A 21,465-nucleotide genomic window follows, 5' to 3' on the forward strand; every position below is an offset into this window, starting at 1 on the left:
AAGGAGAAGCAATGACCATCCCCATCTCCTCCGCACCCGAGCGGAGACGCTCCCCCTGGCGCCTCGCCGCGATAGGTGGCCTCGTCGCCACCGTCGTAGCGGGTTACGCCGCCGCCACCGCGACCGGCGCCAGCGCCGCCGAGATCCTGCTCTCGCAGGGCCGGCCGGCCACCGCGTCGTCCACCGAGGCGGCCGGAGCCTACGCGGCCGCCGAGGCCGTCGACGGCAACACCGGCACTCGCTGGGCGTCGGCGTTCAGCGATCCGCAATGGCTTCAGGTCGATCTGGGCAGCTCGAAGGCGATCACCCGCGTCGAGCTGAACTGGGAGACCGCCGCCGGCAAGGCCTTCCAGATCCAGGTGTCCGACAACGCCAGCACCTGGACCAGCGTCTACTCGACCACGACCGGGACCGGAGGCAACCAGTCCCTCACGGTCAACGGCACCGGCCGCTACGTGCGCATGTACGGCACGCAGCGCACCACCGGCTACGGCTACTCGCTGTGGGAGTTCAAGGTCTTCGGCGACGACGGCGGCACCACCAACCCGACCATCCCGGGCGGTGGCAGCCTCGGCACGAACGTCGTGGTCTTCGACCCGTCGATGTCGAGCGCGACCATCCAGGCCCGCGCCGACCAGATCTTCGCGCAGCAGGAGCGGGCGCAGTTCGGCACCGGGCGCTACGTGCTCGCGTTCAAGCCGGGCACCTACAACAACCTGAACATCCAGGTCGGTTTCTACACGTCGATCGTCGGCCTCGGGCAGAACCCGCAGGACGTACGCATCAACGGCGACATCACCGTCGACGCGGGCTGGTTCAACGGCAACGCCACCCAGAACTTCTGGCGCAGCACCGAGAACGTGTCGGTCTACCCGGTGAACGGCACCAACCGCTGGGCCGTCTCGCAGGCCGCCCCGTTCCGCCGCATGGACATTCACGGAAACCTGAACCTGGCCCCCAACGGCTACGGCTGGGCGTCCGGCGGTTACATCTCCGACTCGCGGATCAGCGGCAGCGAGGGTCAGTACTCGCAGCAGCAGTGGTTCACCCGCGACAGCACGATCGGCTCGAACACGAACGCCGTGTGGAACCAGACCTTCGTCGGCGTGCAGGGCGCTCCGGCCGCGTCGTACCCCACCCCGCCGTACACGGTCATCGGTCAGACCCCGGTGATCCGCGAGAAGCCGTACCTCTACCAGAGCGGCAGCGACTACGCCGTCTTCGTGCCGAACCTGCGCACCAACACGTCCGGCGCGACCTGGATCAACGGCAACACCCCGGGTTCGTCGATCCCGCTGTCGCAGTTCTACGTGGCCAAGCCCGGTGACACCGCCGCGCGGATCAACCAGGCGCTCGCCCAGGGCCTGAACCTGATCTTCCAGCCCGGCATCTACCACATCAACCAGACGATCAACGTGAACCGCGCGAACACGGTCGTTCTCGGCCTCGGCTACGCCACGATCATCCCCGACAACGGTGTCACCGCGATGCAGGTGGCCGATGTGGACGGTGTGAAGATCGCCGGCGTGCTCTTCGACGCGGGCACCACGAACTCGCCGAACCTGCTGGTCGTCGGCCCCTCGGGCAGCAACGCGAACCACGCCGCGAACCCGACGACGATCCAGGACGTCTTCTTCCGCATCGGCGGCTACATCGCCGGCAAGGCCACCAACAGCCTGCTCGTCAACAGCAACAACGTGATCATCGACCACATCTGGGCCTGGCGCGCCGATCACGGCAACGACGGCACCTACGGCTGGACGATCAACACGGCCGACAGCGGACTCATCGTGAACGGCAACAACGTGACCGCGTACGGCCTGTTCGTCGAGCACTACCAGAAGACCGAGGTCCTCTGGAACGGCAACGGCGGCCGCACGTACTTCCTGCAGAACGAGCAGCCCTACGACCCGCCGTCGAACGCCGCGTGGCGCAGTGACGGCGTGCTCGGCTACCCCGCCTACAAGGTCGCCGACAGCGTCTCGACCCACGAGGCATGGGCGATGGGCAGCTACGCGTTCTTCAACGTCAACCCGAACGTCCACTCGGCCAACGGCTTCCAGGCCCCCACCCACGGCGGCGTGAAGTTCCACAACATCTTCACGATCTCCCTGGCCAGCGGCACGATCGACCACGTCGTGAACAACATCGGCGCCCCCGCGACAGCCGCCAACGTAGTCCCCTCCACCGTCACCAACTTCCCCTGATCCACTTCTGCAAGAGTGCGACGCCGCAGGCTTTCTGCGGCGTCGCACTTCTTTCCGAGTACCCCACGTCGCCGCCCTCAAAAGCACCGGGCTCGTTCCCGACGCTCCTCGCGATCCTTGAGCAACCCCGGGCCGCAGCGCGCCTTTCGCGCCACTGCATGGCCGGTGTCAGCGGATCTCGGAGTGACGGCCGGCCAGCCACTCCGCCAGCACCCGTGGCCGCTTCAGATAGACCTCGTGATCGTCAGCTCCGGCAACCCTCTCCGGCTGCTCGCCGATCAGCTTGGCCAGGCGCTCCGCGATGTCGAGGTGCATGGGGTCGGGCTGCTCGCTGACCGCGAGGATCACCTCCCCCGCCGGCAGATCGCCCACGCCGAACGACCGCCGGGTGAGCGGCCGCGCGTCGTCGCGCATGGCCGCCTCGGCGTTGCGCAGCGCGGCCCGCACCTCGGGCGCCTCGAAATCGGGCCGCCCCTCGGACAGCACGGTCAGCACAACCCGCCACGCGCCCTCCCAGTCTTCGGGGTGCGCAACCAGGTGAGCCTCGACCGGCTCCATGATCGCGGCGCGCGTCGCGTCGGCGTCGGGCAGCAGACCGAGAGCGGCCGGCTCCCAGGCAATGTCCTTCCCGGCGAGCTCGGGGTGGCGCTGGGCGAGGGCAAGCGCCGCCACCCCGCCGGAGCTGAACCCCAGAACGGTGACCGGCTCCAGCCGCAGACGCCGGATCAGGTCGGCGGCATCGTCCGCGTGCCGGTCGCCGCGATCGGTGGCCGACTGGCTTACCCGAGCTGCCAGATGCCTGCCGTCGCGCCTACACACACCATCCGACCTGGTACTCTTTCGATTCGCGACACTCCTATGTTCGATTTGCGACGCCCTGACTTTCCATCTGCGGCGCCCCGGGCGTTCAATCTGCAGGGGTGGCAGCGTTCGATTTGTCGGCAAAGTTACTCAATGTGCGGGGATCCCTGTGTTCGATTTGTGAGGCGACGCCATGCCCCCCATCCGGCCATATCGAGCCTCAGATCCCCGAGGCGGCCTGCCAGAGCGCGCTGACCGGCATCGCGCGGAACTTGGGACCGAACGGCAACGTCGAGGTGCCGGTGTAGAGCACGATCCCAGCGAGAAAGTCGTCCGCGAGGCGATCGCTGAGTCGGCGTAGCCCGCGAAAATCGTCCGTGCCCACGGTTGAGGCAGCCTTGACCTCGATCCCGACAACCTGCCCCGACCTGTTCTCCAGCACCGCGTCGACTTCGTACTTGTTGTGATCGCGATAGTGGGACAGCTCCGCTCTTTCTGTGGACCAGGAGAGTTGGCGGGCCAGCTCGGACAGGACGAACGACTCCAGCAGAGGTCCAAACGGCGCACCCGGCCGAAGCAACCCACGACTACTGACGGCAAGCTCGTTGGCGGCGAGCCCGGAGTCGACGAAGATGAGCTTTGGCGCCGCCGTGGCGCGCGTGCCGAGATTGCGAGACCAGCCGGGGATTCGCTTGACGAGGAAGATCTCCTCTAAGGCTTGCAGGTAACGCGTGATTGTCGGCCGGCTCAATCCAAGCGCGGTTTCGAGGGAGTTGGCGGCTATCACCGTCGCGGATCTGGCGGCAAGCAGGCGGACGAGATTGCGCAGTGCGCCTTTGTGCTGGATGTCGGAAAGTTGCCGGACATCGCGATCAATCAGCGCCTGCACGTAGCCATCGAAAAATCTCTGCCGACGACCGGCATCGTTGCGAAAGACCGCCTCAGGTAGGCCACCACGCACGATCCGATCGGCATATTCGGCACGGGTGACGGTCGACTCGTGTCGCACCTCGGGGCCGCGCGCGAAGATCGCGTCGATGAATCCGTCTGGCTCGCCGTCGAGCTCGCCCTGGGAGAAGGGCCAAAGTTGGATGGTTTCCATGCGGCCGGGGAGGGCGTCAGGAGCAGCGATCATGCCAAACAATTTGGAAGAGCCTGTGAGGAGGAAGCGGCCGGGACGAGGGTCCTCGTCGACGGAAGCCTTGATGGCCAGCAAGAGCTCGGGAGCGCGCTGGATCTCATCGATGACCAGCAGCTCCGGGGAGTCGACAAACCCGACTGGATCGGCGACGGCAGCAGCCCGGTCCTGAGCCTTGTCCAGGTCGCGTCGCTCCGCTGAGCGGTCGCCGGCGACCACTCGAACCAGCGTGCTCTTGCCGGCTTGACGTGCCCCACTGATCAACACGACGCGGGTGTCAGCAAGCGCGGCATGCACTTGGCGCGCAGCGTGACGTGGGATCAGGTGTGGCGTCGGCACACCTCATTCTACCTGCGTTCTTTTCAGTATGCGAGCGACATGCTTTCGATCTGCGATCCATGGGTGTTCGATTTGCGACACCGCGACGTTCGATTTGCGGGCGCTTTGCTCCCCTGGGGCGTCGGTGCCGTGCTTCAAAGCTCACCGGAGCCGCGGGGGATAAGTGTTGTGGGGATGCGGATCTCGCGGGGTGGGCCGGTGTGGCCCTCGATGCGTTCGAAGAGGGACAGGGCGGCCGTGCGGCCCAGACGGGCCGGGTCCTGGGCGACGACCGTGATCGGTGGGTCGAGCAGGTCGGCCATCGGGAAATCGTCGAAGCCGACGAGGGCGATGCGGTGCTGGCGGCCCAGATGGCGCAGCGCCCGTACGGCTCCGATCGTGGCCATGCTGTGGGCGGCGAAGATGGCCGTGGCGGAGGACGGGCCGCGCAGCACGGCGACCGTGGCCCGTTCGGCGGCGGTCAGATCGTGCAGATCGTGCACCGCCGGGCCGGCTCGATGACCGAGGGCCCGCTGGTAGCCCAGAAACCGCTCCCGCGCCGTGGATAGTCGCAGGTTGGCGCCCAGATAGGCGATCCGCCGGTGCCCGCGGGCGATCAGATGGCGTACGGCTCCGGCCGCCCCGGAGACGTTCGTCGAAACCACCGTGTCGCCCGTGGCGCCGGTCGGGAGGCGGTCGACGAAGACCACGGGCATGTCCACGTGGAATGCGAGGTGGTCGAGGTCGGCGCCGGTCGGGGCGAGGATCAGGCCGTCGGTCTGCCGCTCGGCGAAGGCCGCGGCCAGGTCTCGTTCGCGGGCCGGGTCCTGATCGAGGCTGCCGGTGAGCACGTGGATGCCGCGGGCGCGCGCCTGGTCCTCGATGGCCCGGTGCACCGCGGCCGAGAACGGGTGGGACACGTCGTCGAGCAGCACGCCGATGGTCCTGGTGCGACGGTCGTTGCGGCGCAGCATGCTGGCGCCCAGGTGGGGCCGATAGTCGAGCGTCTCGACCGCGGCCCGCACCTTGGCGGCCAGGTCGGGCGCGACCGTCGTCTCGCCGTTGACCACGCGGGACACGGTTTTCAGGCTTACCCCGGCGGCGCGGGCGACGTCGTTCATGGTTGGCCGTTGCGGTGTCATCCGTTGACCTCCATCGATGTTGATCACGGTGCGCAACATCTTGGAGACTCATTGTTGACATGGAGTAAACCCGGGAGTCTACTGCGAGACAACGTTGTCTCTCGATTTAGCTAAATCGATTGTGGAGGAGACATGCGCGATCCAACCATGTCCCGGGCAGGAAGGATGGTGGCCGCGGGCTGCGTGGTGACTCTGGTCCTCGGCTCGGCCGCGGCATGCAACCGCGGCACCGGCGAGGACGTCGTCGGCCTGATCACGAAGACCGACACCAACCCGTTCTTCGTCCAGATGCGACGCGGCGCCCAGGACGCGGCCAAGGCCCAGGGCGTCGAGCTGCAGAGCTTCGCCGGCAAACAGGACGGCGACAACGAAGCGCAGGTGCAGGCGATCGAGAACCTGATGTCCTTCGGGGCCAAGGGCTTCCTGATCACGCCGAACGACTCGAAGGCGATCGTGCCCTCCATCGACAAGGCGCACGAGCTGGACATGCTGGTGATCGCGCTGGACACGCCGGTCGACCCGCCGAACGCCGCCGACGCCACCTTCGCCACCGACAACTACCAGGCCGGCAAGCTGATCGGGCAGTGGGCGAAGACGAAGTTCGAGAAGGACGGCAAGCAGGCGAAGATCGCCATGCTCGACCTCAACGCGAACCAGGTCTCCGTCGACGTCAAGCGTGACCAGGGCTTCCTCGACGGCTTCGGCATCGACGTGGGCGACCCGAACCGGATCGGCGACGAGAACGACCCGCGCATCGCCGGTCACGACGTCACCGACGGCGCCGAGGAGGGCGGCCGGACCGCGATGGAGAACCTGCTGCAGAAGGACTCGACGATCAACCTGGTCTACACGATCAACGAGCCCGCGGCCGCGGGGGCGTACGAGGCCCTGAAGTCGGCCGGCCGGGACAAGGACGTCGTCATCGTCTCGGTCGACGGCGGCTGCCCGGGAGTCGACAACGTCGCCAAGGGCGTCATCGGCGCGACCTCGATGCAGTTCCCGCTCAAGATGGCGCAGCTCGGCATCGACGCCATCGCCGCCTACGCCAAGGACGGCACCAAGCCGCAGGCGACCCCCGGCAAGGACTTCTTCGACACCGGGACCCAACTGATCACCGACGACCCGCAGTCCGGCGTGGAATCCAAGGATTCCGCGTGGGGCAAGCAGAACTGTTGGGGCTGATAATGGCGACTGCCACCGCTGACTTCGATGTGCGTGGGCGCGACTCGCTCGGGCTGCGCATCCAACACCTCCTGCACTCCAACCCGATCCTCGGGCCGCTGGCCGTGCTGCTCGTCGCGATCATCGCCTTCTCGATCGTCAACGGGCGCTTCTTCACGGCGACGAACCTCTCCCTGGTCCTGCAACAGGTCACGGTCATCGCCACCCTGGCCCTCGGGCAAACCCTGATCATCCTGACCGCGGGCATCGACCTGTCGGCCGGCGCGATCGCGGTCTTCTCGTCGATCCTCATGGCCACGTTCTGCGTCGACGCCGGTGTGCCCGGCATCATCGCCCTGCTGCTCGGCTTCGCCTGCGGCACCGCGATGGGCGCGCTCAACGGCTTCCTGGTGACTCGGATAAAACTGCCGCCGTTCATCGTCACGCTGGGCACGCTGACCATCTTCTTCTCGCTCAACGCGGTGGTCAGCAACAGCGAGACCGTACGAGGGTCGGACATGCCCTCGCTGATGACCTGGACCGGCAACTCGATCCCGATCGGCAACTTCCGGTTGACGTACGGCTCGATCATCATGCTGTTGCTGTTCGGGTTCTTCTTCTACGCGCTCAGCCGCACCGCCTGGGGCAAGCACGTCTACGCGACCGGTGACGACGCCGAGGCCGCTCGCCTCGCCGGCATCCGTACGAGCCGCGTGCTGTTCTCGGTCTACACGGTGGCCGGCCTGCTCTACGCGATCGGCGGCTGGATCCTCATCGGCCGGCTCGCCTCGGCCAGCCCCAACGTCGGCATCGAGTACAACCTCGACTCGATCACCGCGGTCGTGCTCGGCGGCACCAGCCTGTTCGGCGGCCGCGGTGCTGTTCTCGGCACGCTGGTCGGCGCTCTGATCGTCGGCGTGTTCCGCAACGGCCTGCAGCTCGGTGGCGTCGAGGTGGTCTGGCAGGGCTTCGCGATCGGCCTGCTGGTGCTGGTCGCCGTGTCGCTCGACCAGTGGATCAGGAAGGTGAAGACATGACCGAGGCCAGTCCGCGGCACGCCGCCTCCCAGACCCCGGTTCTTCAGGCGAAGGGCCTGGTCAAGAAGTACGGCCGGGTCGTCGCCATCGACGGCAGCGATCTCGAGCTCTACCCCGGCGAGATCCTGGCCGTCATCGGTGACAACGGCGCCGGCAAGTCAAGCCTGATCAAGGCCCTGTCCGGCGCGCTCGTCCCGGACAGCGGCGAGATCTACCTCGACGGCAAACAGGTCAATTTCCGTACGCCCATGGACGCTCGCACCGCCGGCATCGAAACCGTCTATCAGACCCTGGCCGTCGCGCCCGGTCTCGACATCGCCGACAACCTGTTCCTGGGTCGCGAGCAGCGCAAGGCCGGCCCGCTCGGGTCGATCTTCCGGATGCTCGACCGTAGCCACATGCGCTCCGAGGCGAAGCGGCACATGAGCGAGCTGGGCGTGGCCACCCTGCAGAACATCGGCCAGGCCGTCGAGTCGCTCTCCGGCGGTCAGCGCCAAGCCGTGGCGGTGGCACGGTCCGCGGCCTTCGGCAGCAAGGTGGTCATCCTCGACGAGCCGACCGCCGCGCTGGGCGTCAAGGAGGGCAACCGCGTCCTCCAACTGATCCGTGACGTGCGCGACCGCGGCCTGCCGGTCATCCTGATCAGCCACAACATGCCGCACGTGTACGAGGTGGCCGACCGCATCCACATCCAGCGGCTGGGCCGCCGGGCCACGGTCGTCACCCCGAAGTCCCACTCGATGAACGAGGCGGTCGCCATCATGACCGGCGCCGCCGAACCACCCCCACCGACAGCCTGATCCCCGTCCCCGTAGCCGGCGCTGGTTCCCCCCAGCGCCGGCTACTTTTTCTTGCCCAAGGTGTCCTCGAACATCTGCCCGAGCATGATGTCGTCGCGCTCGGCGGCATCCTGACGCGCGGTCTTCGGCTCCTTGATCGCAACTTTCCAGAAGAACAGCCCGATCACGGCCATCCAGGCCCACCACGGCACCCCCGACGCCGGCCCGAAAAGCGCGGTCGCCGCCTGGTACGCGGTCTCGAGGTACTGATCCATCCGTGGCTCCCCGTCGCTGAAGGTCGGCCCTCTCTATCGACCGCGCCGGTCCCGGCCTTAGCTCTTCCCTCGCGGCTCGGGCTCCGGCGGGCCGACGGGGGTGGCGACGGCGGGGGCGGCGACGACGGCGGGGGCGGCTAGGGCACGATCGTGGCCGTGACTGAGCTTGGTTATGTGTGCGGGGGATGCGGGCAGCGGCATGACGGTTTGCCGTTCTCCTATGGGTCGGAGGCGCCGGTCTATTGGAGTCCCGAGCTGGAGGACGACGAGGGCAGCACGCTCGAGCAGGAGATCTGCATCATCCGGGCGGAGCACTACTTCGTGCGGGCTCGGCTGATCATTCCGGTGGTTGATGCCGACAAGGATTTCGACTGGGGCGTGTGGGTGTCGCTGAGCCGGGACAACTTCAAGCGCGCGCTCGATCTGTGGGAGAGCGACGAGCGGGAGAAGGAGCCGTCGTACTTCGGGTGGCTCTCGACCGAGCTGCCGGGGTATCCGTCGACCGTCAACCTGAAGACGCGGCTGCACAACGCGCCCGTGGGGGTGCGGCCGCACATCGAGCTCGAACCCACGCAGCATCCGCTCGCCGTCGAGCAGCGGAACGGGATCACGGTCGCGCGGATCGAGGAGATCGCCGCTGTCGTGCTGCACGCTTGATTTTCGAGGGTGACCATTCACGCAGGTCGCCCGGGTGGGTCGAGCGTTCTGGGCGCGCAGCGCCCTGCTCGGCCCGCCCGGGCCCTCGGCGGAAGCGACGGTCTGTAACCACCCACCCCGCTACGACATGTTGCTCTTGATCTTTGGAACTCAGCCCAGGTCGACGCTGGGGTAGAGCGGGAAGCCCGACAGCAGTTCGTGGGCCTGCTTGTGGATGCCCTCGGAGACGGCCGCGTCGAGCTGGAACTTGGCCTTGCTGCCCTCGGTGGGCTTGGTGGCGGTGAGGACAGTGTGGATCAGCTCGGCGATCTGGTCCATCTCGGCGACGCCCAGGCCGCGGCTGGTCAGGGCGGGGGTGCCGATGCGGATGCCGGAGGTGTACCAGGCGCCGTTCGGGTCGTTGGGGATCGCGTTGCGGTTCGTGACCACGCCGCTGTCGAGGAGGGCCTGCTCGGCCTGCCGACCGGTGAGACCGAACGGGTGCACGTCGATGAGGACCAGGTGGTTGTCGGTGCCGCCGCTGACGAGCTGGACGCCACGCTTCGTGAGGCCCTCGGCGAGCGCCTGACTGTTGGTGACGATCTGCTGCGCGTAGGTCGCGAAGGACGGCTGGCGGGCCTCAGCGAACGCGATCGCCTTCGCCGCCATGACGTGGGCCAGCGGGCCGCCGAGCACCATCGGGCAGCCGCGGTCGACCTGGTCGGCCAGTTCGGGCTGGGCGAAGACGGCGCCACCGCGCGGGCCACGCAGACTCTTGTGGGTGGTGGTCGTGACGATGTGCGCGTGCGGGATCGGGTTGAAGTCGCCGGTGAAGACCTTGCCCGCGACCAGGCCCGCGAAGTGTGCCATGTCGACCATGAAGGTCGCGCCCACCTCGTCGGCGATCTCACGCAGCGTCGCGAAGTTCACCTTGCGCGGGTACGCCGAGTAGCCGCCGACGATGATCAGGGGCTTGAACTCGCGGGCCGTCTCACGCAGGGCCGCGTAGTCGATCTGACCGGTGGCCGGGTCGACGCCGTAGCTGCGCTGGTCGAACATCTTGCCGCTGATGTTGGGGCGGAAGCCGTGGGTGAGGTGACCGCCGGCGTCGAGGCTCATGCCGAGCATGCGCTGGTTGCCGAAGGCTTGCCGCAGCTCGGCCCACTCGGCGTCGGTGAGGTCGTTGACCTGGCGCTTCTCGAACTTCTTGAGGTGCGGCACCTCGACGCGGTCGGCCAGGATCGCCCAGTATGCGACCAGGTTGGCGTCGATGCCGGAGTGCGGCTGGACGTAGGCGTAGGGGGCGCCGAACAGGGCCTTGGCGTGCTCGACGGCGATGGCCTCGACTGTGTCGACGTTCTGGCAGCCGGCGTAGAAACGGCGGCCGATCGTGCCCTCGGCGTACTTGTCGGAGAGCCAGTTGCCCATCGCCAGCAGCACGGCCGGGGAGGCGTAGTTCTCGCTCGCGATCAGCTTCAGCGACTCACGCTGGTCGTTCAGTTCCTTGGCGATCGCGTCGGCGATGCGGGGCTCGACGGACCGGACCACCTCGAGGGCGGAACGGAACGCGGCGGATTCGGGGTTCAGCTTCATCGGCGGGGTGACATTTTGTTTTCCGCCGCGGTCAGAATCAGACATGGGACCTCCCTATCACGATGCAGAGAGCCCAGGCGCACGGCAGGTCGTCGTCGAGACGAGGCCGCTCCCCGGTGGTTGACCACCTTGACGCGCCAGTCACGGCCCGTCAGAAGCATACCGGCCGCTAACTCGATCACTAGGGTGAGCTAGGTGAACGGCGTACAGATCCTGCTGATCATCGGTATCGGGATCGCGGTCTCGGCCATCGCCCGCAAACGCGGCGTGGAACCAGGCATGATCATCGTGGTTCTGGCCGCCGGGGTGTCGTTCATCCCGGGAGTTCCGCGGCTCGAACTGGAGAGCGAGCTGATCCTCGCGATCGTCATCCCGCCGCTGCTCTACTCGGCGACCCGCGGCGCCTCGCTGTCGAGCTTCGGGGCCAACCTGCGGGCGATCTGGGCGCTGGGCGTGGTGCTCGTGGTCATCACGACGGGCGCGCTCGGGCTGATCGCGTCGTGGTTGTTCCCCACGGTCGGGCTGGCCGTCGCGTTCGTGCTGGGCGCCGTGCTCGCGCCGCCGGACACGATCACGACGGTCTCGCACGGCGCCGAGATCGGGCTGCCGAAGAGGGCGACTTCGATCCTCACCGGCGAAAGCCTGGTGAACGACGCCACGGCGCTGACCCTGTTCAGCATCGCGGTGGGGGCTGTGAACGGTGAACACACCACCTGGCAGGGCGGGCTCGGCGAGTTCCTGCGTACGGCGTTGCTCGGTCTCGGCATCGGCGCGCTCTACGCCGTGATCGCGCTGTGGATCCGCAAGCGGCTGGGCAACCCGACGCTGGAGACGACGCTCGTGCTGCTCGTGCCGTTCACGGCTTTTCTGACCGCCGAGGAACTGCACGCCTCGGGCATCCTCGCAGTGGTCGCGGCGGCGTTCTCGCTGAGCGTCAACCTCACGCTCGACCCCAAGCACCAGTACCCGGGGGCCTATCGCACCCGGTTGCAGGAGGAGGAGGTCTGGCCGGTCATCGATTTCCTGCTCGAGACGTTCGTGTTCGCGTACATCGGTCTGCAGTTGAAGTTCGTGCTGTCCGACCTGGCCGCGTCGGACGACCCGGGTCTGGGTCGCACGGTGACGGCGGCCGTGGTGCTGCTGGCCGCGGCGATCGTCATCCGGCTGATCGGGGTGGAGATCATCTTCGGTCGCTGGCTCATGAAGGAGCGGCAGGTCAGGCGCCGGGCCGAACGCAGCGACCGCTTTCGCGAACGGTACGAGCGCTGGCGTTCGCGGCGACGGCAGCGAGGTGGCGAACCACTGCCCCCGCCGACCCGTAAGGAAACGCTGCTGGTCGGCTGGACCGGCATGCGCGGCATCCTCACGCTGGCCGCGGCGGCGTCTATCCCCGAACACACGTCGTCGGGCGAGGAGTTCCCCGGCCGTAGTGCGATCCAGGCCATCGCCCTCTTCGTCACGCTGGGCACGCTGCTGCTGCAGGGCACGACGGTCGGCTGGCTGGCCCGCAAGCTGCGCTTCGACGTGAGCGGCGAACGCGCCGAGGACGAGAAGATGCGCGAGCTCGGCCGCCGGATCGCCGCCGACGCGACCCCAAAGCCGTTCACCGACACGGACGCCGCCTTCGAGGCCCAGCGGTTGGCTCTCGGGAAGGCGGTCTACGAGCGCAAGCTGACCGAGGAGATCGCCCGCGAACTCATCGAGGATATCGACCTTCGCCAGGCGGCCCGGCACACGGCCGCCCCGACCGGCCCGGTCTGAGCGAAGCACAGGACATTCACCGGCTTTACCTAGGAATCGGACTTACGCTCGGCCAAACCACGACGAGGAGCGACCGATGACTGACTATGAGGGACGACGGCTGCCTCGACCCGATGAAGAGGTCGTCGATCAGGGGCTCGGGTTCGACCTCGGCACGCTTATGAGTCGGCGGCATCTGTTGCGCGGGGTCGGGCTCGGGGCGGCGGTTCTCGGGCTGGCGGCGTGCAGCGACTCGGGGTCGGACAACACAACCGCCACTTCCACGTCGACCGGCGCGACCGGGGAGATTCCGGAGGAGACCGCCGGGCCCTATCCGGGGAACGGGTCGAACGGGCCGGACGTGCTCGAGCAGAGCGGCGTGGTGCGTGGCGACATCCGGTCGAGCTTCGGCACGGCGAGCGGGACGGCGCAGGGGGTGCCGATGACGCTCGAACTGACCATTCTCGACATGGCCAACGGCGACAAGCCCTTCACCGGGACGGCGGTCTACGTCTGGCACTGCGACCGGGCCGGGCAGTACTCGCTCTACTCCGAGGCGGTCAAGGATCAGAACTACCTGCGCGGGGTCCAGATCGCCGACGCCTCGGGCAAGACCACGTTCACCAGCATCTTCCCGGCCTGCTATTCGGGGCGCTGGCCGCACATCCACTTCGAGGTCTATCCGGGTCAGGCCGACATCACCGACGCGTCCAAGACCATCGCCACGTCGCAGGTCGCCCTGCCCAAGGCGACCTGCGGAGCCGTTTATGCCACCACGGGGTACGAGGATTCGGTGCGCACGCTCGGCGAGGTGAGCCTGGACAGCGACAACGTCTTCCGGGACGACTCGGCCGCCTTGCAGATGGGCGCGGTCTCGGGCGATGTGAACAGTGGATATGCGGTGTCGCTGACGGTTCGGGTCGACACGCGGACCACGCCGGCCGGGGGTGGCGGTGGGGCGCCTCCGCCCCGCTGAGTTCCGTAACCAGTTTTACTTGCCTGTAACAGACGCATCGATAAGACTGACTGCGTCGGACGCACCCCGCCGCCGAAATCCCCCACCGGATCACCTCGGCCTTTCCCCGGACCGATCCCGGCGCGGCGGCGAGGGTGCGCCCCCTAACCGCCGAAGCAGCGGAGCCCCAGCCAGAGCGTCAGCACCCCGGCGACCAGGGTGAACGGCACCGTCAGCGCCCCGAGCCGCAGGAAGTCTCGTGCGTCGGGCGCCGCGTCCTGGGCGTGCAGGATCTGCCGCCACAGCAGGGTGGCGAGCGAGCCCACATAGGTCAGGTTCGGCCCGACGTTCACCCCGATCAGCATCGCCAGCAGCAGGCCGGGCTTCGATTCCACGGCCGGCATCAGGGCCAGCGTGGCCGGCAGGTTGTTCAGCAGGTTGGCCAGCGCCGCGGCGAGGAAGGCGACGGCCAGCAGGCCGAGCAGGTCGGCGTGGTCGGGGACGATCGCGTGGACCAGTCGTTCGAGTCCGTGCCGCTGCACCGCGAGCACCACGACGCCGAGGGCCAGCACGAACGCGCAGAACGCCGGGTTGGCCTCGCGGACCAGCGTGCCGACCGGGACGCGGCGGGGCACGGCCAGCAGCACCGCGCCGGCGACCGCGACCCAGGCCGGGTGGACGCCGAAGGGCTGGGCCACCGCGAAGCCGGCGAGCGTCGCGGCCAGCACGATCAAGGCGTACCGCGGGGGTGGGCCGTCGTGTTGCGAGGGGGTGGGCTTCGTCCGGGCCCGCAGGTCGCGGGCGAAGTAGAGGCGGAAGATCACGTACTCGACGAGGATCACGACCAGCCAGGGCAGCGCCATCAGGGCGGTGAAGCCCAGGAAGGTCAGCCCGCTGGCGGCGAAGGCGAGCAGGTTGGTCAGGTTCGAGACGGGCAGCAGCAGCGAGGCCGAGTTGGCGAGGTGGGCCGAGGCGAAGGCGGGCGGACGGGCCCGGGCGCCGACGCGGGCCGCGGTGGCCAGCACGACCGGGGTCAGCAGCACGACGGTCGCGTCCAGGCTGAGCAAGGCCGTGGTGAGCGCGGCGGCGACGAAGACCGCGGCCAGCAGCTTGGGCGGGTGACCTCCGCCGATGCGGGCCGCGACCGATCCGGCGTACCGGAAGACGCCGTGCTCGGCGGCGAGGTGGGCCAGCACCAGCACCGCGGCGAGGAAGCCGACGGTCGGGCCCAGCGAACGGAACTCGGTCAGCGCGTCGCGCCACGGCACGATGCCGGTAGCGATGACGATGCCCGCCGCGGGGACAGCGGCGACCGCCTCGGGCAGGCCGCGCGGGCGCACGACGGCGAAGGCCAGCACACCCGCCAGCAGCACCGCCGAGACGATCAAGGACACGGCGGAAGCGTATTTCTATCGGCAGCGCGGGGATTCAACCGGGGAAGCTGGCCCAGACGTGCTTCGTCGCGTTCGTCGCATACCAGCCGACGTCGATCGCGAAGGTCTTCGTGAGCTGCAGCCCCAGCCCGCCGGCGCCGAGCGGGCGGTCCTCGTCGAACTCGGGGAGCGTGCCCAGGTCGTGATCGGCGACGTCGAGGATCAGGTGGTCGCCGGCCCGCAGCAGCCGCACCTCGGTCGGGGGCAGCCCGTGCCGCAGCGCGTTCGTGGCCAGCTCGGTGGCGACCACGGCCATCTTGTCGAACAGGTCGTCGATCTCCACGCTGTGCGACTCGATCGTCTCGCGGAGCGAGGCCCGCAGACCCCGCAACTCGCCGAACGTGGCGAGAGTCCAGCAGCGCAGCTCGTCGGCGTCCGGGGCGGGAGCGGAGGGACGCAGGGCAGGCATGTGCTCCATCTTCCCCGCGGCCTCAGGTTTGACACTGGCCCGTGCGGGTCACCACAAGGGCCGTACGGGCTAATCCGTCCCTCACGCGATCCAGGGAGTTCGATCTTTGTCAAGATCCGCTACGTATATTTGCTATCACGCAAAGTAACTCATACTTTCGGCTAGGCTTTTCTCGTCCTCTCAGCTAGGTTGGTCTTATCCGAACGGCCTAAGCATGCGCGGTGACGGCGATCTGATCGATCACTGTCGACCAGTTGATAGGAACACCCGACCGACCCGGGTCCCACGATTTCTGAGGGACCGGCTCTCCGGACAGGTGCCAGGGAGGACCACAGACATGACCGTCACCGAGACCACCACCAGCCCCGCTGAGACACTTCCGGCGTCCGCGAACGCGCCCGCCGACAGCGCCGCCGAGCTGCTGAACGCGATGGCCGCTATGCCGGTCGGCCACCCGTCGCGGGCCTCGCTGCGCGACCGGGCGATCGAGGCCTGGCTGCCGCTGGCCCGCCACCTCGCCCACCGCTACTCCGGCCGGGGCGAGCCCACCGACGACCTGGTGCAGACCGCGACCGTCGGCCTGATCAAGGCGGTCGACAAGTTCGACCCCGAGCGCGGCGTCGACTTCGCCGGCTACGCGATCCCCACGATCATCGGTGAGATCAAGCGCCACTTCCGTGACCGTACGTGGTCGGTGCGTGTGCCCCGCCGCCTGCAGGAGCTGCGGCTGGCGATCACCGAGGCCAACAGCACCCTGACCCACAGCCTCGGCCGCTCGCCGACCGTCGCCGACGTCGCCACCCACCTGGGCGTCAGCGAGGAAGACGTGCTGGAGGGCCTGGAGGGCGCCCGCGCCTACAACGCGACCTCGCTCAGCACGCCGATCAGCGCCGACGGCACCACCGAGCTCGGTGACACCCTCGGCGGCGAGGACTACGAGTACGAGCTCGCCGAGACCCGCGTGGCCCTCGGCCCCGCGCTGGCGACCCTCGACGAGCGCGAGCAGAAGATCCTGACGCTGCGGTTCTACGGCAACCTGACCCAGTCGCAGATCGCCGACCAGATCGGCATCTCCCAGATGCACGTCTCCCGGCTGCTCACCAAGGCGCTGACCAAGCTGCGCGGTCAGCTCGCCGCCGACACGCTGTAGCAAGTGGTCCCCGAATCTTCGTGGCCGGCCCGGTTCGGGCCGGCCACGAGTAGTTTCCGCCAGACGTGATGGAGCCCGCATTCGTCCTGCATGATCACCGCAAGCCGCGGCCGCATTTCGACCTGCGGCTCGAGGAGGACGGCGTGCTTCGCTCGTGGGCCGTTCCGCGCGGCCTGCCCACCGATCCGGCCCGCAACCGGCTGGCCGTCGCGGTCCCTGATCATGGACTTGACCACCTCACCTACACCGACACGGACAAGTCGATCGCGGACACCGGCTGGTGGCAGCAAGAGGATCGCAACGACAAGAGAATCGTGTTCGTGCTGCACGGACGCATGGGCGCGCACCGATACGCGTTGATCCACACCGACGGCGTGAACTGGCTCCTGCACCGCACCAAGGACCAACCTCGGTGAACATCCGGCTACCGTTGACCCGATGCCTCCTGTTGCCGACCTCCCGGGATTCCTGCACGGTGTCGCCCCGATCCTCGACCGCTGGGGCTACCTCGCCGTCGCGGGAGTCATCGGGGTCGAGAGCTTCGGGGTCCCCGCGCCGGGTCAAACGATCATGGTTGCCGCCGCGATCTACGCCGGTGCCGGCCGCCTCAACATCTTCGCCGTCGCGGCCATCGCGTTCGTCGCGGCCGTGCTCGGCGACAACATCGGCTACTGGATCGGGGTGCGCGGCGGCCGCAAGGTGGCGCTGCGCTGGGGCAAATACGTGTTCCTCACCCCCGAACGGCTCGCCCGCGCCGAGGGCTTCTTCGCCCGCCGCGGCGGGCGCATCGTGCTGGTCGCCCGCTTCATCGACGGGTTACGCCAGTTCAACGGCGTGATCGCCGGCATCACCAAGATGCCCTGGCGCACGTTCCTGATCTACAACACGGTCGGCGCGGCCCTGTGGGTCGGCCTCTGGACCACGGTCGCCTATCTGCTCGGCGCCAACCTCGTCGAGATCATCGAACACGCCCACCGGTACAAATGGTGGGCCATCGTGATCGGTGTACTCGCCGTCGGCGGCTACATCACGCTGCACATCCGGCACATCCGCCGCCGCCGCGCGCGTCAGGCCGAGCAGACGGCCAAAGAAGCGGTGCCAGACACAGTTCCCTGACGGTTGCACAGGCCCGACCGGGGTAGGCGGAAGAAAACACGGAAGGAGAAGCTGTGACCAACAAGCAGCTCGACCGACGCCGGGAGCAATCCGCGGCCGCGACCGCCGCCGCCGAGCGGACCAGGACGACCGTGACCGAGCTGGAGAACCGGCTGCGCACCAACGCCGATCTCACCCGGCAGCAGACCCAGGCACTGCGCAACGCCGAGGCCGAGTCCAAGCGGCTCAAGCGCTCGCTCAAAACTCAAGCCCGCGACAAGGACCGGCTCGAGAAGGCGCACCGCAAGGCGGTGACCCGCGCCGAGAAGGCCCAGACGAAGGCCGCCTCGGTCGAGGAGAAGTACGACAAGTCCCTGCTGTCCGACCTGTTGCGGCGGGAAAAGGAGCGGGATCGCTCGGCCAAGCCCGTGCAGGCTCCGGTGAGTCCGGCGCTGCCGGCCGTCGTGCCACCCGCACCCGAGGAGACGCCCGAGGAGACGCCCGCCGCGCCGGCCAAGGCGACTTCCTCGCGAGCTCCGGCCCGGGCCACCGCAGCACGCAAGACCGCGGCGAAGGCGGCCGGGACCACGGCCACTCGCACCCGGGCTCCCCGCAAGACCACCACCGTGGTCGAGACTCCGGCACCCGCTACGACTCGGCGACGCCAACCCCGAAAGAGCACTTCCTGATTTCGTACGCCTTCCCAGGTCCCACAACCGCAACGAGGGCGGTTCTCTCCCGTACGACAGAGGGCCGCCCTCGATTCACCCGGCACATGCGTCCGCGCAGAATGGTCGCGAAGACCCCGGGAGGTTCGACATGAACGCGTTCGACGTGACCACCGTGCGAGCGATCCTGTTCGACATGGACGGCACACTGGTCGACTCCGACGGCGCGGTCCTACGCTCGTGGCTGTCCTGGGCCGCCGAATATGACGTCGACGGCCGGGAGGCGTACGAGATGGCGCACGGCAGCCCGAGCGCGTCCACGGTCAACAAGCTGCTGCCGCACCTCGACGAGGGCGCCCGGGTCGTGGCCGCGGCGCGCCAGCTCGAACTCCAATACGACGATTTGTCAGATGTGGTGGCCACACCGGGCGCGAACAAGCTTATTGAACTGCTCACCCGCACAGGCGTGCCCTGGGCGGTAGTGACCAGCGCCGACGCCCGGCTCGCCAAGGCCCGGCTGGCCGCCGCCGGCATCGTCGCGCCGGTGCTGGTGACGACCGACGACATCGCCGCCGGCAAACCCGACCCGGAGGGTTATCTGCGCGCCGCCGAGCTGCTCGGCGTCGACCCGGCCCACTGCCTGGTGGTCGAGGACGCCGAGGTCGGCTTGGCCGCCGGTCGCGCTGCCGGGGCCCGCACCGCCGCCCTCCGCGGACTCGACGGCGACCTGCGCCTCGCCTCCCTGCGGGACCTGACCGCCGCCCTCAGCTAGAAGCGGGAGTGGCGGGCGCGTCCGGCAGGTCGTCGAGGAAGTCGGCCGTGGGCGCGAAGAACAGCGACCCCGTCAGGGCGGTCGAGAAGTCGAGAATGCGGTCATAGGTGCCGTACGGCTCACCGATGAACATGCGGCGCAGCATCAGCTCGGGCACATCGGGCGTGGCGGCGTACGCGATGTAGTAGGTGCCGAACTGGCCCTCCCTGACCGAGCCGAACGGCATGTTGTCGCGCAGGATCTTGAGCTCGTTGCCGTCCGCGTCCTCGATGACGTTGAGCGCGAGGTGCGAGTTCGGCGCCTTGTCGTCGTCGGGGATCTCGACGTTGTCGAGCTTGCGGCGGCCGATCGCGGCCTCCTGGTCCTCGACCTTCAGCGCGTTCCACGATTCGAGGTCGTGGATGTATTTCTGCACCATCACATAGGTGCCACCGGCGAACGCCTCGTCCTCGTCGCCGATCACCACCGCCTCCATCGCCTTGGCACCGCTCGGGTTCTCGGTGCCGTCGACGAAGCCGAGCAGGTCGCGCTCGTCGAAGTATTTGAAGCCGTGCGTCTCGTCGACGATGTCGCCGGCGCCGCGCAGCCGCTCACCGATCTTGCTGGCCAGCTCGAAACACACGTCCATCTGACCGGCCCTGATGTGGAACAGCAGGTCACCCGGCGTCGAGGGCGCGACGTGCTTGGGGCCCTTCCACGAGCGGAACCGGTGGAGCTGAGCCGGGCGCGGGCCGTCGAAGAGCCGGTCCCACAGGTCGGAGCCGATGCCGGTGACGCAGGAGAGCTGAGCCGCGGGCAACCGGAAGCCGACCGTACGCTGCAACGCGCTCATGTCTTCGAGCAGATCGCGCACGGCCTGCTCACCGCCGGGGCGGACGGTCGCCACCAGGAAGATCGCGGCGTCGGTGAGCGGGGCCAGCACGGCCTGCGAGGAGACGGTCGGGCCGACGGATCGGGGCGCGGTCATGAGCCGCAGTTTATTGAACCCGGACCGGTTATGGACCCATGAGTGATCGGGCTGACCATGAGATCACCTAGAACGCGGCGAACCGCCGGCGGTCCCTGCCGTCGATGGTCGTGAAGTCGCCGCCGGCCTCGATCGTGCCGGCCACATGGTTGACGCCCAGCACCCGCACGCCGATCACCCCGTTCGCCCTCGGCGCCCACTCCGTGAGCTGCCCCCTCGCGGTCACCGCGGCGAGCTTGAAGCGTGGCCGGGAGCCGTCGACGCAGCCGCCCTTCTGGCCGTTGCGCTCGGTCAGGCAGGCGCTGTCGAAGTGCCCGCCGACATAGGTGATGCCGCCCGTGGTAACGATGGCCGACGCGTCGCCGTCGAACACCCGCTGCCAGCGCAGCGCGCCCGCATAGCTGTAGGCGATCGCCCGTCCGCCCACGCCGGCCGTCGCGACGTGCACGCCGGCCGGGTCCAGCGAGATCGACCGCACCTCGGCCGGGACCCGGGGCTTGAACGCCGGGTCGACTCCCCCGCTGACGCCGTTGATCGTGGCGAGCCGCAGCGTGCCCTTTACCGCGTTGACCGTGTGGAACCCTCCCCCGACGACTACCCGGGCTCCGGCGACCGCGATCGCGTGCACGGTGTCGTCGGCGGCCGGGCGCCAGCGCGGGTCGAGCACGCCGGTCGCCAGCGAGAAGGCAGCCAGGTTGGCCCGTCGCTGACCGGTCACCTCGTTGAAGCTGCCGGTCAGATAGAGCCGGCCGTTACCGGTCGCGAGCGCGTAGGGCGTACCGGAAACGGTGTGCCGGAACGAGGCGACGGCGCCGCTCGTCGGGTGAAGACGGGCCAGGGAGTCACGCTTCTGGCCGCTCACGCGGTGGAAGTCGCCGGCCGCGTAGACGCTGTCGGGGGTGGCGGCCAGGGCCCGTACGACGCCGTCGGCGCGGGGCGCCCAGTCGAGCAGCTTGCCGGTGCGTGAGTCGAAGGCGGCCATCCGGTCCCGCGGATAGGTGCGCCCACCGGCCGTCGCCGTGGTGAACGCGCCACCCACGTAGACCGTCGCGCCCCGGTGGGCTATCGCGTAGACGCCGCCGTTGAAGGTGGGCGCGGACGACTTGGCCCGGGTGCCCACGGCCGGGGCGGCGGAGGCCGGAACGAGCAGGGCGATCACGGCGAGCAGGACGAGCGGAAGACGAGGCAC

General features: G+C 68.5%; 21 protein-coding genes and 1 riboswitch. Of the genes, 12 read left to right on the top strand and 9 right to left on the bottom strand.

The window, feature by feature from the left end:
• The first annotated feature begins 11 nt into the window (after positions 1-11).
• Complete coding sequence (locus EER30_RS09590; protein ID WP_127499964.1) at positions 12-2,207, top strand: discoidin domain-containing protein; 2,196 nt, start codon at positions 12-14, stop codon at positions 2,205-2,207.
• 168 nt (positions 2,208-2,375) lie between these two features.
• Here the strand turns inward: EER30_RS09590 and EER30_RS09595 are convergent, their stop codons facing one another.
• From EER30_RS09595 to EER30_RS09605, 3 genes are all read right to left on the bottom strand, one after another.
• The gene (locus EER30_RS09595) at positions 2,376-3,026 is read right to left on the bottom strand and encodes an alpha/beta fold hydrolase (RefSeq protein ID WP_127499965.1); all 651 of its coding nucleotides are present in this window, start codon (positions 3,024-3,026) and stop codon (positions 2,376-2,378) included.
• A gap of 202 nt (positions 3,027-3,228) precedes the next feature.
• Positions 3,229-4,485 carry an ATP-binding protein gene (locus tag EER30_RS09600; protein WP_127499966.1) on the bottom strand — a complete coding sequence of 419 codons (1,257 nt, stop codon included), beginning with the start codon at positions 4,483-4,485 and terminating at the stop codon, positions 3,229-3,231.
• Positions 4,486-4,619: 134 nt separating this feature from the next.
• Complete coding sequence (locus tag EER30_RS09605; RefSeq protein WP_127500262.1) at positions 4,620-5,585, bottom strand: LacI family DNA-binding transcriptional regulator; 966 nt, start codon at positions 5,583-5,585, stop codon at positions 4,620-4,622.
• A gap of 153 nt (positions 5,586-5,738) precedes the next feature.
• On the opposite strand from EER30_RS09605, the gene EER30_RS09610 reads away from it, so the two are divergent.
• Genes EER30_RS09610 through EER30_RS09620 form a run of 3 tightly spaced genes read left to right on the top strand, consistent with a single transcriptional unit; the run spans position 5,739 to position 8,604 of the window.
• Entirely contained in the window at positions 5,739-6,788 is a 1,050-nt protein-coding gene (locus tag EER30_RS09610) for a sugar ABC transporter substrate-binding protein (RefSeq protein ID WP_240669917.1), read from the top strand.
• Positions 6,789-6,790: 2 nt separating this feature from the next.
• Positions 6,791-7,804 carry an ABC transporter permease gene (locus EER30_RS09615; RefSeq protein WP_127499967.1) on the top strand — a complete coding sequence of 338 codons (1,014 nt, stop codon included), beginning with the start codon at positions 6,791-6,793 and terminating at the stop codon, positions 7,802-7,804.
• A complete protein-coding gene (locus EER30_RS09620; protein WP_127499968.1) occupies positions 7,801-8,604 on the top strand; it encodes an ATP-binding cassette domain-containing protein in 804 nt (267 codons plus the stop codon). Before EER30_RS09615 ends, EER30_RS09620 begins: the two co-directional genes overlap by 4 nt.
• Positions 8,605-8,645: 41 nt before the next feature.
• Here the strand turns inward: EER30_RS09620 and EER30_RS09625 are convergent, their stop codons facing one another.
• Positions 8,646-8,858, bottom strand: coding sequence for a hypothetical protein (locus EER30_RS09625; RefSeq protein WP_127499969.1), 213 nt, complete (start codon positions 8,856-8,858; stop codon positions 8,646-8,648).
• A gap of 156 nt (positions 8,859-9,014) precedes the next feature.
• Here EER30_RS09625 and EER30_RS09630 point away from each other — a divergent pair, with 156 nt between their 5' ends.
• Complete coding sequence (locus EER30_RS09630) at positions 9,015-9,515, top strand: DUF2199 domain-containing protein (protein ID WP_127499970.1); 501 nt, start codon at positions 9,015-9,017, stop codon at positions 9,513-9,515.
• A gap of 150 nt (positions 9,516-9,665) precedes the next feature.
• Here EER30_RS09630 and EER30_RS09635 read toward each other — a convergent pair whose 3' ends face one another.
• Positions 9,666-11,132: a glycine hydroxymethyltransferase gene (locus EER30_RS09635; protein WP_349290858.1), complete on the bottom strand. Its 1,467-nt coding sequence runs from the start codon at positions 11,130-11,132 to the stop codon at positions 9,666-9,668.
• Between the two features lie 19 nt (positions 11,133-11,151).
• Positions 11,152-11,242, bottom strand: a riboswitch (ZMP/ZTP riboswitch).
• 40 nt (positions 11,243-11,282) lie between these two features.
• On the opposite strand from EER30_RS09635, the gene EER30_RS09640 reads away from it, so the two are divergent.
• Both EER30_RS09640 and EER30_RS09645 read left to right on the top strand, forming a co-directional pair.
• The gene (locus EER30_RS09640; protein WP_127499971.1) at positions 11,283-12,848 is read left to right on the top strand and encodes a cation:proton antiporter; all 1,566 of its coding nucleotides are present in this window, start codon (positions 11,283-11,285) and stop codon (positions 12,846-12,848) included.
• Between the two features lie 76 nt (positions 12,849-12,924).
• The gene (locus EER30_RS09645) at positions 12,925-13,803 is read left to right on the top strand and encodes a dioxygenase family protein (RefSeq protein WP_127499972.1); all 879 of its coding nucleotides are present in this window, start codon (positions 12,925-12,927) and stop codon (positions 13,801-13,803) included.
• Positions 13,804-13,946: 143 nt separating this feature from the next.
• On the opposite strand, the gene EER30_RS09650 is transcribed toward EER30_RS09645, so the two are convergent.
• Together EER30_RS09650 and EER30_RS09655 are read right to left on the bottom strand one after the other, a co-directional pair.
• The gene (locus tag EER30_RS09650; protein WP_127499973.1) at positions 13,947-15,176 is read right to left on the bottom strand and encodes an SLC13 family permease; all 1,230 of its coding nucleotides are present in this window, start codon (positions 15,174-15,176) and stop codon (positions 13,947-13,949) included.
• A gap of 34 nt (positions 15,177-15,210) precedes the next feature.
• Positions 15,211-15,624, bottom strand: coding sequence for an ATP-binding protein (locus EER30_RS09655; RefSeq protein ID WP_127499974.1), 414 nt, complete (start codon positions 15,622-15,624; stop codon positions 15,211-15,213).
• Positions 15,625-15,961: 337 nt separating this feature from the next.
• Here EER30_RS09655 and EER30_RS09660 point away from each other — a divergent pair, with 337 nt between their 5' ends.
• The 5 genes from EER30_RS09660 (at position 15,962) to EER30_RS09680 (ending at position 19,309) form a co-directional block, all read left to right on the top strand.
• Entirely contained in the window at positions 15,962-16,774 is an 813-nt protein-coding gene (locus EER30_RS09660; RefSeq protein WP_127499975.1) for an RNA polymerase sigma factor SigF, read from the top strand.
• A gap of 68 nt (positions 16,775-16,842) precedes the next feature.
• Entirely contained in the window at positions 16,843-17,190 is a 348-nt protein-coding gene (locus EER30_RS09665) for a DNA polymerase ligase N-terminal domain-containing protein (protein ID WP_127500265.1), read from the top strand.
• Between the two features lie 22 nt (positions 17,191-17,212).
• Positions 17,213-17,890 carry a DedA family protein gene (locus tag EER30_RS09670; protein WP_127499976.1) on the top strand — a complete coding sequence of 226 codons (678 nt, stop codon included), beginning with the start codon at positions 17,213-17,215 and terminating at the stop codon, positions 17,888-17,890.
• Between the two features lie 53 nt (positions 17,891-17,943).
• A complete protein-coding gene (locus EER30_RS09675; RefSeq protein WP_127499977.1) occupies positions 17,944-18,558 on the top strand; it encodes a hypothetical protein in 615 nt (204 codons plus the stop codon).
• A 130-nt stretch (positions 18,559-18,688) separates the two neighbouring features.
• Positions 18,689-19,309 (top strand): HAD-IA family hydrolase, encoded by a 621-nt coding sequence (locus tag EER30_RS09680; protein WP_127499978.1) that lies wholly within the window; start codon positions 18,689-18,691, stop codon positions 19,307-19,309.
• Here the strand turns inward: EER30_RS09680 and EER30_RS09685 are convergent.
• Together EER30_RS09685 and EER30_RS09690 are read right to left on the bottom strand one after the other, a co-directional pair.
• Complete coding sequence (locus tag EER30_RS09685; protein ID WP_127499979.1) at positions 19,302-20,276, bottom strand: Dyp-type peroxidase; 975 nt, start codon at positions 20,274-20,276, stop codon at positions 19,302-19,304. The genes EER30_RS09680 and EER30_RS09685 overlap by 8 nt on opposite strands.
• A gap of 67 nt (positions 20,277-20,343) precedes the next feature.
• Entirely contained in the window at positions 20,344-21,465 is a 1,122-nt protein-coding gene (locus tag EER30_RS09690) for a hypothetical protein (protein WP_127499980.1), read from the bottom strand.

Origin of the sequence: Actinoplanes solisilvae (assembly GCF_003999975.1) — a bacterium.
Classification (GTDB): domain Bacteria; phylum Actinomycetota; class Actinomycetes; order Mycobacteriales; family Micromonosporaceae; genus Actinoplanes; species Actinoplanes solisilvae.